Source organism: Anthropogastromicrobium aceti (assembly GCF_020687335.1).
Classification (GTDB): domain Bacteria; phylum Bacillota; class Clostridia; order Lachnospirales; family Lachnospiraceae; genus Anthropogastromicrobium; species Anthropogastromicrobium aceti.
In genome coordinates this window covers 11,453-28,331 of sequence record NZ_JAJEQN010000020.1, presented here as the reverse complement: position 1 = coordinate 28,331, position 16,879 = coordinate 11,453, and the positions used below count along the sequence as shown (strand labels likewise).

Sequence of the window (16,879 nt, the reverse complement as noted above, 5' to 3'; positions counted from 1 at the left end):
CCACCGCACCTGTCACCCTAGTTGACTCAGCACCTGCACGACTTTCTTTATGTTTTCCATATTAACGGAAGAATAATTCATTACATAAGTATTCTCATACGGATTCTCCTGTCCGTTTTGTTCATGCTTTTCTGTGTTCTTTATGTAGTAGCGCGACAGCGGATCTAGCTTTACTCCGCCTGCCTTTGCCTTTTCGACAATCTCTGCCTCTGTGCAGTCCGACTGGATATGCATAAGAAAATGCACTCCTGCTTCTTCCTCTTGTATCGTGATATATTTTCCGATTGAACCGCTTTTTAGCTCTTTTAGGATCGCATCTCGCTTGTTCTGATAATAATTTCTCAGTCTATTTATATGCTTTTCAAAACTTCCATTTTCCATAAATTGTGCCAATGTGTACTGCTCGAAATTGGATACGGTACATGAATAAAAGGATAGTTCACTATAAAAACGCTTTGCCAAATCCTCAGGCAGCACCATATAACTGATGCGCACCGTGGATGCAAGTGTTTTTGTAAAGGTGTTCATATAGATAACCTTTCCTGAAACATCAATGCTTTGCAATGTCGGAAATGGCTTTCCGCTTAATCGAAGCTCACTGTCATAATCATCTTCTATTATATAATGCTGCTTTTTTTTCGCAGCCCAGCCGAGTAGCTCATAGCGGCGGCTGACTGGCATTACTATTCCTGTTGGAAAATGATGTGACGGCGAGGTGTGAATGATATCAATTTTCTTTTCCTCTAATTCGTGAATAGACACACCAGACTCATCCATATCGACATGGCGATAGGTCACGCCCATGCTCTTGCAGATTTTACCAATCTTATGATAACCTGGATTTTCCACGCCATATATCAAATTTTTTCCAAGAAGTTGAATCAAAAGGCCGTAGAGATATTCCGTTCCGGCACCAATGATAATCTGATGTGAAAACACCTGCATACCTCGAAAATCCCTTAAGTAGTGGGCTATGGCATTTCTAAGAGGCAAAATGCCTGCGCACGGTGAGTTGATCATCAGCTGAATTTGATTATCATTTAATACACTTCTAACTGTTTTTGACCAGATTGAAAATGGAAAAATCTCACTGTCAGTCTGATTACTTGAAAAGTCAGCAAAGTAAGAAGACTTGGCTAACGATGAAGCTGCCTCGTTAAATGATTCCATACCATAAATATAATTATCACCAGAAATATTTCTGTCTGCACTTTTGCTAATACCCTTCATGTTAATGCCTCGTGCCGCCACCATATCAATATCTGACACATAAAAGCCGCGTTTTGGCATCGAATAAATATAACCTTCATCTGAAAGCTGACCGTAGGCATTCTCCACGGTAATTACACTTATACCCAGATTTTTCGCAAAACTGCGTTTTGATGGCAGCTTCTCACCAGCGCACAATTTCCCTTGTAAAATGTCGTTTTTGATGCATTTATATAGTGATTCATAAAGTGAATCTGACCCTGTCGCGGTTAAATTATATGTCAACATCTGATCTTTTTTCTCCAATCTGACCTTACTGAATATATTTATTTTGGGGATTTTCTTATATCCACTTTGTCAGTATAATGCAAGGCAAAGCAAAAGTAAAGCTTTGGAAAAGGAGAATCTCACTATGGATACAACAAATACTTCCGTTACTGCAACTGAACGTTATAAATTAAATAAGGAGCTAGCCCAGATGCTAAAGGGCGGCGTTATTATGGATGTTACGACACCGGAACAGGCACGCATTGCGGAGGCTGCTGGTGCTTGTGCTGTTATGGCACTTGAGCGTATCCCGGCTGATATCCGCGCAGCTGGCGGTGTTTCCCGTATGAGCGACCCGAAGATGATTCGCGGCATTCAGGAAGCTGTTTCCATCCCTGTTATGGCTAAATGCCGTATCGGTCATTTTGTTGAGGCGCAGGTTCTCGAGGCAATCGACATCGACTACATTGATGAGAGTGAGGTTCTTTCACCGGCTGATGATGTATACCATATAAATAAGAGAAATTTCCGTGTTCCGTTTGTCTGCGGTGCTAAGGATTTGGGCGAGGCACTTCGCCGTATCAATGAGGGTGCTTCTATGATTCGTACTAAGGGTGAGCCTGGAACTGGTGATATCGTGCAGGCTGTTCGCCATATGAGAAAGATGAACAGCGAGATTCAAAAGCTGACCTCTATGCGCGAGGATGAATTGTTTGAGGCTGCAAAGGTGCTGCAGGTTCCTTATGATCTTGTTTTGTATGTTCACCAAAATGGTCGCCTTCCAGTTGTCAACTTTGCTGCTGGCGGTGTCGCAACTCCGGCCGATGCTGCTCTTATGATGCAGCTTGGCGCTGAGGGTGTGTTCGTTGGCTCTGGTATCTTTAAGTCTGGCAATCCTGCAAAGCGTGCCGCCGCAATCGTAAAGGCTGTCACCAATTATACAGATGCAAAGATGATCGCTGAGCTTTCCGCTGATTTAGGTGAGGCTATGGTCGGAATCAATGAACAGGAAATCGCACTTTTAATGGCAGAAAGAGGTAAATAATGATAATTGCAGTTCTCGCTCTGCAGGGTGCCTTTGCAGAGCATGAAAAAATGATTCGCTCTCTCGGTGCAGACTGCATAGAACTGCGTCAGGCAGAGGATTTAAAAAAGCATTATGACGGGTTGATTCTTCCAGGCGGAGAGAGTACCGTTCAGGGAAAGCTCCTTCGTGAGCTTGGCATGTTTGACACAATAAAAAAGCAGATCGAGGACGGTCTTCCAGTCCTTGCAACCTGCGCAGGAATGATTCTTTTAGCCTCTGTTATTGATGGACAAATTGATGGGCAACCAGATTCATATTTTGGCACACTGCCTGTCCGCGTCAGAAGAAATGCTTACGGAAGACAATTATCAAGTTTTCATGCAAAAGCAGATGTCGCAGGCATAGGTGCTGTCCCGATGACCTTTATCCGCGCACCATACGTTGTAGAAATGGATAAGGATGCACTTGCTTCTGGTAATGGTCAAATCCTTGCCGTTGTGAATAACCGTATCGTGGGAGTACGCTACAAGAATCAGTTTGCATTTGCATTTCATCCGGAATTGGATCCAGACACACGCATTCATCAGGCGTTTCTTAACTGCGTGAAAGCAAGAACTCCTGACTGAAGTCACGAACTTTCAAGTGCCTGTTATAAACCAATAAGGAGTCAGAGACAACATTCTCTGGCTCCAGCATCATATTATATATAGGTTACACTCCCGTCTCATAATCCTGCCACTGGGCACTTGATTCACTGACATCCGGCCAATTGTCATCATCATATGTATCCCACTCACCGTTTTGATACAAATCCTCAAACCAATCACCATACGAATTATACTGATAAAAATTATGGCGCTCTGGTCCTTCCTCTCCAGCAAAATGAGCAATTCCACCGATTTTTTCCCACACAGAATTCGATTGTGTTCTCACAGTTCCATAGTCTAACAGGCTAATTTGGTTGTTCGGTGTGACCATTTCAGTGATCGCATATCCGCCGCTTCTGCTATCCTCTTTTACAACAAAATCATCATACGGAATGCGAATCGGTGAATGCTGAATTGCCGCCTCATAGCCAACCTGAACATTGTAGTCAACTAGATAGCACACCGTCAGCGCCTGATAACAGTATACACGGTCTGCACCATGGTTTAATGCATATTCGGCAATGGTTTTTTGTGACATCTCCCACACGCGGCTTGGCTCAAATTCATACAACATTCCATCTTTTTCATAGGCGAAAAATGATTGATGGCAAGTTTTTTTTATATCATCGCCCATATCATATCGTCCGGCAATCCAAAATCCACTGGCCGCCTTAAAGCCAACCTTTGGATTTTCCCAAACGGTAAATGTAGCTACGCGTTCCTGCTGTCCCCTTGCAATATCCGGCACCACACGTTTGCCGCGAAGCAGCCACATCTTTGGATTTTCTTCGCTTATTTCCCAGTTTCCTTCTCCTCGTCTGTCAAAATAAAAAATGTCGTATGATTCTAGCTCTGTCTTCTCATCTTCTGGAAGTATGGATAAAAGTTGCTCCTTCGCCTCCTCATTTGAAAGCTGTGAAAATTCTTTTTCTGGCAGATTCATCATATATTTGCCATGTACTGGCCAGATGGAAATTGCTATACTGACAAGCGCTGGTAAAAGTGTCATGCCCACGAGTGGAATTAAATAACCCCAAATTTTTTTCCATGAAAATGGCTCAATTCCAGCGTAAGATTCCTCCTGCAAAATACGCTTGATCTTCCATGTTTTGATAATAAACAAAATATCACAAATTTTAAGTGCAATCACTCCAATTATAATAAGAAAGCCCCACGTACCATTTACATTTATATTGACACTTTCCTTTGGAAATCCATGAATCGCGTTAAGAATCAATATCAGAAGGGTCTCTGCGCAAATATAGACCTTAAGCACCCAGGCAATACTGCCATCGTCTTTATTTAATTCTGTTTCTACTGCTGCATCTAAATAATTTGCCATCATCATAAGAACAATTCCGGAAGCAATCATGTTTCCCACTCGCAAGATTGTCTGCAAAATTGCATACGGCTGTGTCTGTGCCAAGACAGTAATCGGCATCAGTAAGCCCAATCCATATGATGCATAAAACGCCTTGCGAAATGACTTGCTGATTGTTCTCATGCGATATAAGGAAAATATCATAATATATGTTCCTATCCAACTGATCGCATCTGGTCGCATGTTATTGACATCTGGCAGCCAGATTAAGAAAATTCCAATCCAAAGGACGGTAAGCATCTTATTAAAACCATTGTTGGAATCGTATGGATGCACAAGCATAAGTTCATGCGCAAGCTCATTTGCATCACCCATGCGACTCACCGCCTCTACATAAGCTGCGCTCTCATTCATTCCCTCGTCCATGAGCTCAAATGCCTCGTCCTCAATGTGATCTTCCATCTCCTCACGAACCATCTTTTTTTCTCTCAAGCCAACAATTTCCTCTGTTACCCGGTCAAGAAAGGCATTCATCTTTTCTATATGTCCATTATCTGTCTGATTAGCACCATTCATCCCCATACCACTCATAAAATTACCTTCCCTTTCCTCATATACTTTAGATCAGAAATATTCATCAAAGCGCCATGCCACTTTTTCGCATATTACGCATTTTGCAGCTGCAGCACCTTTCCTACTGCTCCTGCATATTCCTTCCATTCCTCTTTCTGTCTGTCCAGCTCTTTTCTCCCTTTTTTTGTAATCCTATAGAAGCGGCGCTTTCTCGCTGAGCTCGTATCCTCCCAATATGCTTCCAGAAAGCCATCCTGCTCCAGCACATGAAGAATCGGATAAAGTGTTCCTTCTTTCAGGGAAAAAACTGTTTCAGAACGCTGCTCCAATTCTTTAATGATCTGATAGCCATACATTTCCTTCTCCTCAAGCACACCAAGTACTAACATAGATGTGCTTCCCTTTACCAATTCTTTATTAACGCTCATAATACTCCTTTCCTTCTTGAATAAACTTCGCAGCCAATACCTAGTATATCTATGTATAGATTATCATGGTATATGGTTGCTGTCAAGTTTTTTTCACTTTATTACATTTTCGTTACTGAAATCTCAACCTGCTTAAACGGTATTTCAATTCCTTCCTCATCAAATGCCATCTTAATATTTTCTGTTAGGCGCCACTTTGCATTCCAATATTCTGATGATGAAACCCACACATGAAGTCCTAAATTTACGGAGCTTTCGGCAAGCTCTGACACAAATACATTGACGGGATTTTCCGGATCTCTTGCAGGATCATTTTCTCCCAGACGGATCAGTACTTCCTTTGCCTTTTTTAAATCGGACTTATATCCGATTCCCACAGATAACTCAAGACGCCTCTTTCCCGTTGCTGTTACATTGACAATACTACTGTCTATCAGCGTACCATTTGGAATCACAATAAGACGATTATCTGCTGTAATTAATTCTGTATATACCAGACCGATTTCCTTTACTGTGCCTTCTGTATTTCCCTGCACAATGTAGTCACCAATGACAAACGGCTTCATCAGTAAAATCAACACGCCTCCTGCAAAGTTAGAAAGGCTTCCCTGAAGCGCAAGACCAACTGCAACACCAGCAGATGCTACAAGTGCAGTCAGCGATGTTGCCGTCAGTCCTACCGTCTGAAGCAATATGCCCAACATGCAAATATAACCAAGTGCATTGATCACGTTGCAAAAGAAGCGGCGCACAGTCACCTCCATGCCATGACGTTTTAATGCCTGATCGCATAAGCTTACTATCTTTTTAATCAGCTTTCTGCCGCCAAAAAAGATCACTAATACTAATGCAATGCGAAGCAAATAGTCACATACAACCGGCACATACCTCTCAAACATTTCTTTCCATGAAATCTGGCTTAGCTTTTCCACCTTATCGCCAAGCTCATTCGCCAGAAATTCCATACTTTCAGGCTCTGTTTCCTCAACTGCTGCAGTTGCTAAATCCTGAGTTAAAATTGAGCTTAAATCGTTGAACCAATTAAAACTTTTCATTGTTTTCTCCTTTCCTGCTGCTAACAAAAATATATCATATACTTCACCAAAATGCCAACATCCTTAATTAAACTTATATGTTGAAGAAAAAGTGCTGACATATTAAAGATTGCAGACTACAACTATGCTGAGCGACTCTATAATAAACAGCACTCCGATCATCCAGACTGGGGCATCTATGGAAGTGAGCGAGCCAGTGTGACGTATGCTCGTACATCGCTGTCGGTAATGTAATCTCCGAATAAAAATCGGTTTGTTTCCAGACATTTATCCAATTTGTCAAGTGATTCATAAAAATCTTCATAAGCTTCATCATATGCCTCCAGTGACTGACAAAATGCCATGCGATAGTGACTGTTGTTGATGTGTGGAAACAGCCAGTCGTTAAACTCATCAATCTCTACTAATGTTTCATTTGGTCTTGGATCAACTCCAACCTCTTTTGCAAGTTCATCTGTATATACAGTATATTCTTCCTTCTTTGCTTCCTCTGGTGCAAAACTGCAGCATTCACTCATTGTGTTTTCCTCCTCGGCTTATGCCTGACTGTCAGTTTCTCTAACATTTTTACGCTTTGTTTATGTTTTGTCTGCAATAAGTAATTTCTATATCAACAAAGGAAGAAGCGTCAGAGAAATTGTTTTAATACAATTTTCCTGACGCTTTAAAATTAATTTGATTTCCAAATCCAAGTGTTCTTTTTTACTTCCAAGCCACAGGGACAGTAAATGAGCCACCGTCCTCTTAGCTTACTTTTTAACTTATTCTATTCCCTTATTTTGCCACGGATTCTGTTACCTTTTCGTACTCTGCCTTTAATTCTGGATAAGAAGCATTTCCATACTCATCCAACTTTTCCATACCAATCTGCTTTGCTACATCTAACATCTCATTAAATGCAGCTTCACACGCTTCTTCTGAGTCGGCCATAAAAATATTCGTTTGCTGATTCGAACACATTTCATTTAATTTTGCCTGAATATTTGCTTCATCTGAATCTGTTTCAAAACGAATCATTCCAATGACTGGATTTACAACTGTATGTGAACTCAAATTTTTCCTATCCTCTGCTGTCTGAGAGTCTGAATTTGCCTCTGCAATACTCGTAACGATGTTATTGTGTACCAACCATCCCCAATATTTTAATCCTCTTGGTTGCAGCACGCTATTATCTCCCTGAAAATCATAGTTGAAAACAGGATATCCATCCCCATCTAATGTATAGTCCTCGCCTTCAATTCCCCACATCAGGAGTTTCATTCCTTCATCACTGTACGCATATGCCAAGGTTTTATATGCAGCTTCCACATTCTTACAAGATTTTGTAATATACAATCCACGACCACCACATCCAGTATTGAACTGCTTACAATCATCACTCAATTCATTAGTTACCAAACTAAATGTAAAATCATCTCCATTTGTAGCAATTGCAGTATTATAATTATCAGCATGATTATCATAGCCAAAATTTGCAAATGCTTTTCCGCCTACACATACCTCTTTGGTCTCATCTTCAGACTGATATGCAAAATTTTCTGCTGAAATATATCCATTTCTATACCACTCATTTACTTTCTTATAGTAGTCCAGTAGTCCATCCTGCTCTAACCACCACTGAAGTGTTCCATCGTCTGCTTCTACATATCCACTTCCTGCCAATCCCATCTGTTGAAGCAACCAATTAAATTTATGAGCGCAATTAAAAGCACATGTTGTCATATCTGGATACGCTTCTTTGACTGCTGCAAATGCATTGTCCAAGTCATCAAGTGTTTCAAACTTTAATTCCAACTCATCCGCAATGTCCTGTCTATACATGAATCCTGGTCCTTCTACCAAAATCTTATCCCATTTTGCATACTCATAATCTGGTGAAAAACCACAACCTATTGTATAAAAATGGCCATCAACTGCCGTATTTACAAAACGATATGTTTCATCTGGCTCAAATGTATACTGAGGATACTCGTCAATTAACTCATCCAATGGATAGCAAACTGATTCATCTGCCAAATACTGGTAACGATTTGAACAAATAATATCTGGCATATCTCCACCTGATACCATTAATGCCAATTGATTGCCATCAGCTGCACGAATCACCTCAATATCTGCACCTACTCTTGAGGCAAACTCTTCTGGAACCGCACCTTCCCATTTTTCATATGGCCACCACGTTTCATCCACAAAAATTGTTAATTTTGGCGTTTCTTCTGCTTTCACCGTCACTTGTCCTGCAAGCGGTACCGCCATCACTGCTGTCATTGCTAATGCTGTCATCTTTCTCTTCATTTCTTTGTCCTCCTTTTATTTTAGGTTTTATTCCTTTACCGCACCAATCATCATTCCTTGCACAAAATATTTCTGCAAAAATGGATATACACACATGATTGGAAGCATTGAAACCACCATAGCAGTTGCCTGAACTGTAAATGTAGTTGCTGTATTTGCCTGCGACATCTGCCCTGCTGCATCTGTGTTTGCAGTAGTCGCTAATGTCTGATTGATCGTTGTCATCATCTTATAAGATAATGTTCTTAAATTATTATCACGTACATAATAAGCTGAATCCAACCAACTGTTCCACTGTCCTACTGCACTAAAAAGTGCCAACGTTGCAAGAAACGGTTTTGATACTGGAAGAACTATTTTTGACAAGACGCGAAGTTCTGACGCACCATCCATTCTCGCTGATTCCAATATTGATTCTGGAATAGAGCTAAAAAAATTAATTCCTGTCATAACAAAAAATCCATTTATCATTCCTGGAATGATATACACGAAGAATGTATTTAGTAAATGTAATTCTTTCAGAAGAATATAATATGGTATCAATCCACCTGAAAAATACATCGTAAAAACCACCAAAAAACGGTAAACATTTTTAAACATCAAATTTTTTCTAGATAATGCATAACTAAACATACTTGTAAAGGCTACACATAATAGAGTTCCTATAATGGTCTTTGCAACCGATACACTAAATGCATGTGTCCACTCTGCATCACTTAAAAACAGCTGATAATTTGCCAATGTAAATTTTCTTGGAAATAGATAAACACCGCCTTTCATCAAATCCATTCCATCATTTAATGAACAAATAATAGTATAATAAAATGGATACACTGTTATGATTCCTACGATTGTCAATAAAATATACACGACAATATCTACAATTTTGTCCTCTGTTAATTTTTTCTTCATATGCCTTGTCCTCCTATTAGAACAGTCCATCTCCCGTTATTTTCTTTACTATTGTATTGCTGATGAGAATTAAAACAATAGAAGTCATTGATTGAACTAGATCCACAGCTGTTGCATAGGAAAAACGCCCCTGCGCCATTCCCATTTTAAACGCATATGTTTGAATAATTTCGGACTTAGCATTATTTACAGTATTTCCCATCAAAAATGACTGTTCAAAATTGGAACCTACCATTCCTCCTCCAAGAAAGCTCCCTATTGATAAGATTAACACTGTTATAATGGATCCCTTAATTCCTGGAAGTGTAATATGCCATATTCTTTTTAATCGCCCTGCTCCATCAATACTTGCTGCTTCATAAAGTGTTTTGTCAATGCCCGATATCGCTGCCAAAAAGATAATCGCCCACCATCCCGAACTTTTCCAAATAGATAGTACCACTGATGTTCCCCAGAACATATTCGGATCTGTTAAAAATGGAATCCCACTATCAATAATTCCCATATGTACTAACAATTGATTAATAGCACCTTTTCCCTGTGACAAAAGCGCTGTGCTGATTCCATAAACAAGAACCCACGATACAAAATTAGGCAAATAGCTTGCAGTTTGAATCACACGCTTAAATTTCTCATTTCTACATTCAGAAATAAGAATCGCTAAAATAATTGGTACTGGAAATGCAAAAATCATTTTTAGCGAGCTCAAAACAATCGTATTTCTCAGCAATTCCCAGAATCGATAATCTGAAAAGAATTCTTTGAAATACTTCAATCCGACCCATTCGCTAGTAAAAATTCCCGATATTCCTGCTGTAATCTTATAAGATTTGAAAGCAAGAATGATTCCAAACATTGGAATAATAGAAAATATAATCAAATATGCAACTCCAGCTAATGCAAAAAACTGAAGTTCCTTCTGACGCCTAAATTTCACAAACTTCTTTTTCCAACTCTCTGAACGTGTCATTTTTTTCCTCCCTTATTTTTTAATTTCTCTTTTTTCTTTTATTATAGCCTCTTTTTTTTCCTGAATAGAGAAGATTTTTTTGTTTTTCTTTTTATTTTTTCTTTACCTACGATAGCAAATCAACTAATTTTATATTTATCTACGTTTTCTTTCATTTTTTAATTTTTACTTTCATCTTTTCCAATAATTCTTTCCAAAAAAAGTTAACAATCCAAAATATTTTCACATATGATTTTTTTTGCCTTACTTTCATTTTATTTTTATTTATACTATAATAATATTCAAACACGATCCCTAATAAATCTCCAAAGGAGGGTCTTTTTATGTTACAAAAGCAGAAAAAACTATTGCCACGTGTTATTTGCTGCTACTTTCTTGCGGTCTTCATTCCTATTGTTCTTTTAAGCTTTATGATATACCATTACTTTTCTGACCAGCGCATTAAAGAATACACCACCGACCGTTTCACTTCGCTTTTAATGGAACAAAATTCGTTGGAAAATGAACTGGATATTGTTCAGCAATATTCTTCACAGCTTCAGTCTGATTACGAGCTAAGACTACTACTTCACGGCATCTATACTTCAAATTCAAAAGTAGTTCGTGCCTATAATACACAAATTTATTCTTTGCTCAGCAATATTCGACTTCACAATCCAAATATTCGCGATATCTCCATTTATACAGAAAACGAAATTGCTGCCAACCTTCTAAAGGAATTTTATCCATTGAGTGCCCAGCCTTTTTTCGAAAACCCTGATCCACTTCTGTTAAATGGTACATGGCGTATAGAATACACTGATGGTCTTCCGTCTCCTGTATTTTATATTGGTTTCTCAAACCCTCCTATGAAGAAATATTGTGGTATCCTGCGCATTGCCTTTGACACGCAGATATTTGAACAGTATGCCAACCGTTTTCCAGACTCTCATATTTATGTTTATCTAAATCAATGTTTAATTTATCAGACCGAGCAAGGAAAACCCTCTACTAATTTACATCAATATATTGATTCTTCCACTCACCTGGACACACCAATGATCTCCTTAAATGAAAAAGATCATAACGTCGTCAGTATTTTTTCTCTCTACAATGGAAGTTTTTATATTATGAAAGTAGCTCCGGAAAGTGAAACACTATTTTCCTACAAACCATTTATATTAAGTCTACTATTTGCTGGATTTCTGCTCATTTTTGCAAGCATTGCTGTTTTTCTTATTCTATTTCGAGCTATGCATAACATTGTCAAACTTAGTGATCATATGAAACAGCAGGATAAGCCTCGATTAACTCCGTATACTGGTGAAATTACCTCCGATGAAACTGGTGATCTTGCAATTTCATTTAATCAGATGGTACAGCATATTAATGAACTCTCGGACAGTCTTTTAAATAGCGAAATTCAATTAAAAAATGCGCAAATTGAGTCTCTGCAATCTCAGCTAAATCCTCATTTCTTCTACGGGACTTTGGAAAGCATTCGCATGATTGCTGAGATCAACCACCAAGAGTTGATTTCGGATATTGCCTTTTCCTTTGCGAATTTAATGCGCTATTCTCTATCTAGAGAATATTTGGTTCCTATTGAGCGAGAATTGGATGTTATCCGTCAATATCTATCCATTCAAGAAAAACGCCTTGGAAACCGCTTTGATGTCACTTGGGATATTCCCGATTTGACTGACAAATGGCGTTGTCCAAAATTTTCTATTTTTAATATGATAGAAAATGTTTTTTCACACAACGTCAGTAAATGCAAGGATTTTATTCATATTCATATTATTATTGTACGCAATGATCTTGATATGACCATTACAGTAAAAAATACAGGTCCGGGCATTTCACCTGAACGCTTAAAGCAGCTTCAATATCTATTGGCTCATCCAAAAGAACGAGCCACAATGACGAGCGAGAATAACGGTCGCAGCATTTTTAACACGAGTGATCGTCTAAAAATCTTTTATGGAGACGGCTATTACTTTTCCATTGAAAGTGAACCTGGAAAAGAAACTACTTGTAGCATCCGAATCCATCGCTGATTCACCTTAAAAAGTGAAACTAAAAGCTTCTATTACTACAAAAAGGAGGAAACTATGGCATTAAATGTTTTACTTGTCGACGATGAATATCTTGTTTTAAAGGGACTAGAAATTATTCTTTCTGAGCAGACAGAGACATCCGTAAAAATTGTAACCGCTATGGATGTAGAAGATGCTTTAAATAAATTAACCTCATTTCGCCCTGATGTCATCATCACTGATATTAATATGCCTGAGTCTAATGGTTTTGAGCTTATCAAACAAGCTCAGCAAAATTTCCCACACTGCAGATTCATCATATGCAGTGGATATGATGAACAGTCCTATCTCAAACAGGCTCTGCACCTGCATGTAGATGATTATTTACTCAAACCAATTGATAAATCTCTTTTAATTCATCGTTTAAAGGAACTCGAAGTTGAGAAAGAAAGAAATATTTCACATGTACTTATGCGTATTCAACTTCTTTTGCTAAACGGAAACAGCTACTCTGATGACGTTGTTCCCGCAAAAGATTTAGAATATATTTTTCCCAATTCTGCGTTTTGCTTATGTGCGATCAACAATACCCATACAGACCCACTTCAACTAAAGCAACAACTAACACGATACTTTGATACAATTTACACATTTTCTCTTAATTCACGAACTCTTTTTCTGCTGAATTACTCAAAAAAAATTCACTCGGAAGAAGTATATACTATTTTAGAAACTATTTTTAAGACCATCCCGTGGGGACACTCTTATTTTCTTTCCACCGCTGGAAAAGCAAATGCAATCAACTCGATCGCGGTTCACTATCAGGAAGCTCTATGTGAAATGATACTATCTCAATCTCCTGCCAGCAAAACAGAAGACTACTCACCCCTCTTACAAATCATTGCCAAGCGCACACTACTTCCTGCAATTCGTGTTATCACCTTTGAGGAAAATATTGAAGATTACATTCAAGAACTTTACAATGCGCTTCCAGCTAATTTGTATTATCCTCTTATTTTTACAGAAATTTTTTCTGCATACACCTTTGTATCCGATATCAATCTTCCTATTGATCGAATCCATAGGCAGTATCCGACGCCATCAGATAACACAATTACGCAAAAATCACTAATTCAATTTGTAAAAAAGCTGTTAGATTTCTGGCACAATTCATTCTCTCAAACGGAACAAGAAAGCTGTTCTTCCAAGGTAGCCGCTGCTTGCAGATATATTAAACTCCACTATCAGCAAGATATTTCCCTTGATAAGCTTGCCGAAATCTTAACGATCAATGCCAGCTATCTTAGCTATATTTTCAAAAAAGAAACTGGATCCACCATTGTTCAGTATCTTACAAATGTTAGAATGGAACAAGCGTGCGAGCTTCTATGCCATCGTCCTGATCTTACTATGGAAGAAATTGCACTTCAAACTGGCTATAACTCTACAACCTATTTTCATAAGATTTTTCGTTCAAAATTTGGCGTTAGTCCACGGCAATGGCAACAAACAATGTCCGAAAAATAAAATTGAAAAGTAGAACACCTAGACGATTGCTTTATTCATCGCAACCATCAAGGTGTTCATTTATCTAACATTACTTACAAGTCCTTGTTTGCATTTAATTATTCTCATCCAATTATTCGAAGGTTCTCTTTTTTTAAGAAAGTTCCTTCTGGACCAATCAATTTCTGTTCCCTCTGATTCCATTTGTATGTTTCCAGCTTATAGGATCCATTTTCATATTCATAGCCATCACCATCATCACTATAGAATTCATATGAGCAATCCTTTCCATTATATACAAAAAAAGTAAGCTCATTCGATGCCACAACCTCTTCTACACTCTGCGCTGGCTTTGCAATTGGAAGAATACTTCCTTCCTTTACAAAAAGAGGAATTTTCTCGATCGGTGCCTCTTCCTCAATCCACTGACCGCCCTCATAATACTTGTTCGTCCAGAAATTATACCAACCACATCCCTCTGGAAGATAAACAGCACGATAGCAATACGGATTTAGTATCTTTTTAGTACCATTTTCGTTCTTTTGGTAATACATTGGCCTTGTCACTGGACACACCATCAGACTCTCTCCAAACAAATATTGATTCGAAATATGAAGTGCTTGCTGATCCTTTGGAAAGTCAAATGCAAGCATGCGAATCATTGATGAATCATACAGCCATACTTTTCCAGCAGTTGAATATATATAAGGAAGAAGTTTATAGCGAAGCGCATTCATCCGAAGTAATGCCTGATAAAACATACCTCCCTCTCCATCAAATTTCCAAAGCTCTCTTCTGCAATCCGTTCCATGTCCTCTAAATATTGGAAGAAAACAACACCACTGGTACCAGCGTGTATACAATTCCAGATAAGCCGGATCATTCGTTGTATCGTCGTACTTCCCGTCCCAATACCAAGAATCGCCATCCTTCACAAAGAAAGCACCAATGTCTGCCGTCCAGTACGGAAGTCCACTTGCACAGAAATTAAGCCCTGCTGAGATCTGATTGCGAAATGTCTTCCAACTCGCAGAGGTGTCTCCAGACCACATAACCGTGCCATACTGCTGCTGCCCCGTCCATGCACTTCTCGTTAGATTAAAGACTCGCTTATTGGATCCATCCTTTTTCTGCTCTGCTCTCTGCCCTTCATAAATTGCCCTTGCATGGTACAAAGCATAGTCGTTTGTATGCGCTTCTCCTAGAAACTCACCTGCTGTCTTTTTGTATTCCTCATACTGACTTGCAGGCTCCTGACGCTCCACATGACTCCACTCTGGTGTAAACGGTTCGCTTGAATCACACCACCAAGCATCCACTCCATACCGATACAAGCCTCTTTTCACCTGCTCCCAATAGCATTTGCGAGCCTGTTCATTTCTTGCATCATAGATATTGGAAAACGGAAGAAGAAAGCCCTTCTCTTTCATTTCTTTATAATTTTCGCACTTTTCATCCATATTTGGCCAGATTGAAATCATAAAGTGAACATCCTCATCATGAAGCGTCTGAATCATGCCTGCTGGATCAGGGAAACGACTCGCATCAAAGCTTTTTTGTCCCCACATGTCGTCCTCCCAGGAACACCAATCAAGCACAATGCCATCTAATCCAATTCCACGTCTGCGGTATTCTGCAGCGACCTGACAGATTTCCTCCTGTGTCTCATAACGCTCTTGTGACTGAAGATAGCCAAATGCCCACCTTGGAAGCATAGAAGCCTTTCCTGTCAACTTGCGATATCCTCCCACAACGCCATCCATCCCATCTCCGTTGATAAAATAGAAATCCAACTTCGGATCTGACTCAGTATACATATAGGAACCGTTCTCTGTATCACTAAAAACCATGTTTCCAGATGTGTTCATCAAAATGCCATAGCCAAAACTTGACATCAAAAGCGGAATCGCAATCTTTCGATTTGCCTGATGGAGATATACCATATGACCACGAAGATTAAGAATTCCCTCCTCATGTTGACCAAGACCATATAGTGCCTCATCTTGCTGCCAGTCAAAATGCATTCTTGTGTGATACAATGTCTGATCTGGCTCACGCACAGCATCTTTCACAAAACGTTTCAAGCCATCTGCTGTCTGAACTTGCTCAATTTTTCCAGCCCGCACAACACGGTAAGACTGAAAAGCCTCCATCGTTCTACTGTTCTTATCTCGTTCCTTTAAAAGGAGTTCCCCATTGGGTTTGTAATACGAAATGGAAGCCGCCTGACGATCGATTCTGATTGTAAGATTTGAAAGGATTACGCTTATGCTTTCACTATCCTCCTTCAACTCCCACTGGACAGAATTCATCTGATTGCTCCTCTTAATGGAATCTCCTTGTGTCAATTCTTGTTCCTTTTTCTGTGTATCTGCCTTTGTGCAAATCACTCTCACTGCACTCTCAGATATGGGAATAAACTGAATCTGCTCGGCTTTAGATCTTAGAACAACCGATTTGTCAGTTCTCTTAACATCCGTAATTTGTGTACTCGCCCTATGTTTTGCTACTAGCATATTGTCACCTCTTTTTTGTTTTTGCAGAGAATTTTTTAATTTTCCCGTATTAAACTTTGTCACTGCTGTTTCCATTTTTACATAAACTGAATCTTTTTACAATGTCCTATTTTAATTGTTCTATGGAATATTTTG

13 protein-coding genes are annotated in these 16,879 nt (G+C 39.1%); 4 read left to right on the top strand and 9 right to left on the bottom strand.

Annotation, left to right across the window (positions count from 1 at the left end; genetic code table 11):
• Positions 1-12 precede the first annotated feature (12 nt).
• Entirely contained in the window at positions 13-1,497 is a 1,485-nt protein-coding gene (pdxR, locus tag LKD48_RS08960) for a MocR-like pyridoxine biosynthesis transcription factor PdxR (protein ID WP_308731834.1), read from the bottom strand.
• 124 nt (positions 1,498-1,621) lie between these two features.
• Between pdxR and pdxS the strand changes: the two genes are divergently transcribed.
• Both pdxS and pdxT read left to right on the top strand, forming a co-directional pair.
• On the top strand, positions 1,622-2,521 hold the full coding sequence (gene pdxS, locus LKD48_RS08955; protein ID WP_308731821.1) for a pyridoxal 5'-phosphate synthase lyase subunit PdxS: 900 nt from the start codon (positions 1,622-1,624) through the stop codon (positions 2,519-2,521).
• Entirely contained in the window at positions 2,521-3,129 is a 609-nt protein-coding gene (gene pdxT / locus LKD48_RS08950) for a pyridoxal 5'-phosphate synthase glutaminase subunit PdxT (RefSeq protein ID WP_308731820.1), read from the top strand. The genes pdxS and pdxT overlap by 1 nt, the downstream gene beginning before the upstream one ends.
• 85 nt (positions 3,130-3,214) lie before the next feature.
• Here the strand turns inward: pdxT and LKD48_RS08945 are convergent, their stop codons facing one another.
• The 7 genes from LKD48_RS08945 to LKD48_RS08915 all read right to left on the bottom strand — a co-directional run bounded on the left by LKD48_RS08945 (position 3,215) and on the right by LKD48_RS08915 (position 10,704).
• Entirely contained in the window at positions 3,215-5,062 is a 1,848-nt protein-coding gene (locus tag LKD48_RS08945) for a permease prefix domain 1-containing protein (protein ID WP_308731819.1), read from the bottom strand.
• A 74-nt stretch (positions 5,063-5,136) separates the two neighbouring features.
• The gene (locus LKD48_RS08940; protein ID WP_066563810.1) at positions 5,137-5,472 is read right to left on the bottom strand and encodes a PadR family transcriptional regulator; all 336 of its coding nucleotides are present in this window, start codon (positions 5,470-5,472) and stop codon (positions 5,137-5,139) included.
• Positions 5,473-5,573: 101 nt separating this feature from the next.
• The gene (locus tag LKD48_RS08935; RefSeq protein WP_227101723.1) at positions 5,574-6,527 is read right to left on the bottom strand and encodes a mechanosensitive ion channel family protein; all 954 of its coding nucleotides are present in this window, start codon (positions 6,525-6,527) and stop codon (positions 5,574-5,576) included.
• Positions 6,528-6,703: 176 nt separating this feature from the next.
• Entirely contained in the window at positions 6,704-7,045 is a 342-nt protein-coding gene (locus tag LKD48_RS08930) for a glutathione S-transferase C-terminal domain-containing protein (RefSeq protein ID WP_308731818.1), read from the bottom strand.
• A gap of 256 nt (positions 7,046-7,301) precedes the next feature.
• Positions 7,302-8,822, bottom strand: coding sequence for an extracellular solute-binding protein (locus LKD48_RS08925; protein WP_308731817.1), 1,521 nt, complete (start codon positions 8,820-8,822; stop codon positions 7,302-7,304).
• A 27-nt stretch (positions 8,823-8,849) separates the two neighbouring features.
• Positions 8,850-9,734 (bottom strand): carbohydrate ABC transporter permease, encoded by an 885-nt coding sequence (locus LKD48_RS08920; RefSeq protein ID WP_308731816.1) that lies wholly within the window; start codon positions 9,732-9,734, stop codon positions 8,850-8,852.
• A gap of 16 nt (positions 9,735-9,750) precedes the next feature.
• On the bottom strand, positions 9,751-10,704 hold the full coding sequence (locus LKD48_RS08915; protein WP_118616007.1) for an ABC transporter permease: 954 nt from the start codon (positions 10,702-10,704) through the stop codon (positions 9,751-9,753).
• A 323-nt stretch (positions 10,705-11,027) separates the two neighbouring features.
• On the opposite strand from LKD48_RS08915, the gene LKD48_RS08910 reads away from it, so the two are divergent.
• Positions 11,028-12,743, top strand: a complete 1,716-nt coding sequence (locus LKD48_RS08910; protein WP_308731815.1) for a sensor histidine kinase — start codon at positions 11,028-11,030, stop codon at positions 12,741-12,743.
• A 54-nt stretch (positions 12,744-12,797) separates the two neighbouring features.
• Positions 12,798-14,249, top strand: a complete 1,452-nt coding sequence (locus tag LKD48_RS08905; RefSeq protein ID WP_308731814.1) for a response regulator transcription factor — start codon at positions 12,798-12,800, stop codon at positions 14,247-14,249.
• 104 nt (positions 14,250-14,353) lie between these two features.
• On the opposite strand, the gene LKD48_RS08900 is transcribed toward LKD48_RS08905, so the two are convergent.
• Complete coding sequence (locus LKD48_RS08900; RefSeq protein ID WP_308731813.1) at positions 14,354-16,744, bottom strand: glycoside hydrolase family 31 protein; 2,391 nt, start codon at positions 16,742-16,744, stop codon at positions 14,354-14,356.
• Positions 16,745-16,879: the final 135 nt, after the last annotated feature.

What these genes read in the sequence shown, in the direction of transcription:
- pdxR (WP_308731834.1), bottom strand. Translation starts at nt 1,497, where the DNA reads ATGTTGACATATAATTTAACCGCGACAGGGTCAGATTCACTTTATGAA.
- pdxS (WP_308731821.1), top strand. Translation starts at nt 1,622, where the DNA reads ATGGATACAACAAATACTTCCGTTACTGCAACTGAACGTTATAAATTA.
- pdxT (WP_308731820.1), top strand. Translation starts at nt 2,521, where the DNA reads ATGATAATTGCAGTTCTCGCTCTGCAGGGTGCCTTTGCAGAGCATGAA.
- LKD48_RS08945 (WP_308731819.1), bottom strand. Translation starts at nt 5,062, where the DNA reads ATGAGTGGTATGGGGATGAATGGTGCTAATCAGACAGATAATGGACAT.
- LKD48_RS08940 (WP_066563810.1), bottom strand. Translation starts at nt 5,472, where the DNA reads ATGAGCGTTAATAAAGAATTGGTAAAGGGAAGCACATCTATGTTAGTA.
- LKD48_RS08935 (WP_227101723.1), bottom strand. Translation starts at nt 6,527, where the DNA reads ATGAAAAGTTTTAATTGGTTCAACGATTTAAGCTCAATTTTAACTCAG.
- LKD48_RS08930 (WP_308731818.1), bottom strand. Translation starts at nt 7,045, where the DNA reads ATGAGTGAATGCTGCAGTTTTGCACCAGAGGAAGCAAAGAAGGAAGAA.
- LKD48_RS08925 (WP_308731817.1), bottom strand. Translation starts at nt 8,822, where the DNA reads ATGAAGAGAAAGATGACAGCATTAGCAATGACAGCAGTGATGGCGGTA.
- LKD48_RS08920 (WP_308731816.1), bottom strand. Translation starts at nt 9,734, where the DNA reads ATGAAGAAAAAATTAACAGAGGACAAAATTGTAGATATTGTCGTGTAT.
- LKD48_RS08915 (WP_118616007.1), bottom strand. Translation starts at nt 10,704, where the DNA reads ATGACACGTTCAGAGAGTTGGAAAAAGAAGTTTGTGAAATTTAGGCGT.
- LKD48_RS08910 (WP_308731815.1), top strand. Translation starts at nt 11,028, where the DNA reads ATGTTACAAAAGCAGAAAAAACTATTGCCACGTGTTATTTGCTGCTAC.
- LKD48_RS08905 (WP_308731814.1), top strand. Translation starts at nt 12,798, where the DNA reads ATGGCATTAAATGTTTTACTTGTCGACGATGAATATCTTGTTTTAAAG.
- LKD48_RS08900 (WP_308731813.1), bottom strand. Translation starts at nt 16,744, where the DNA reads ATGCTAGTAGCAAAACATAGGGCGAGTACACAAATTACGGATGTTAAG.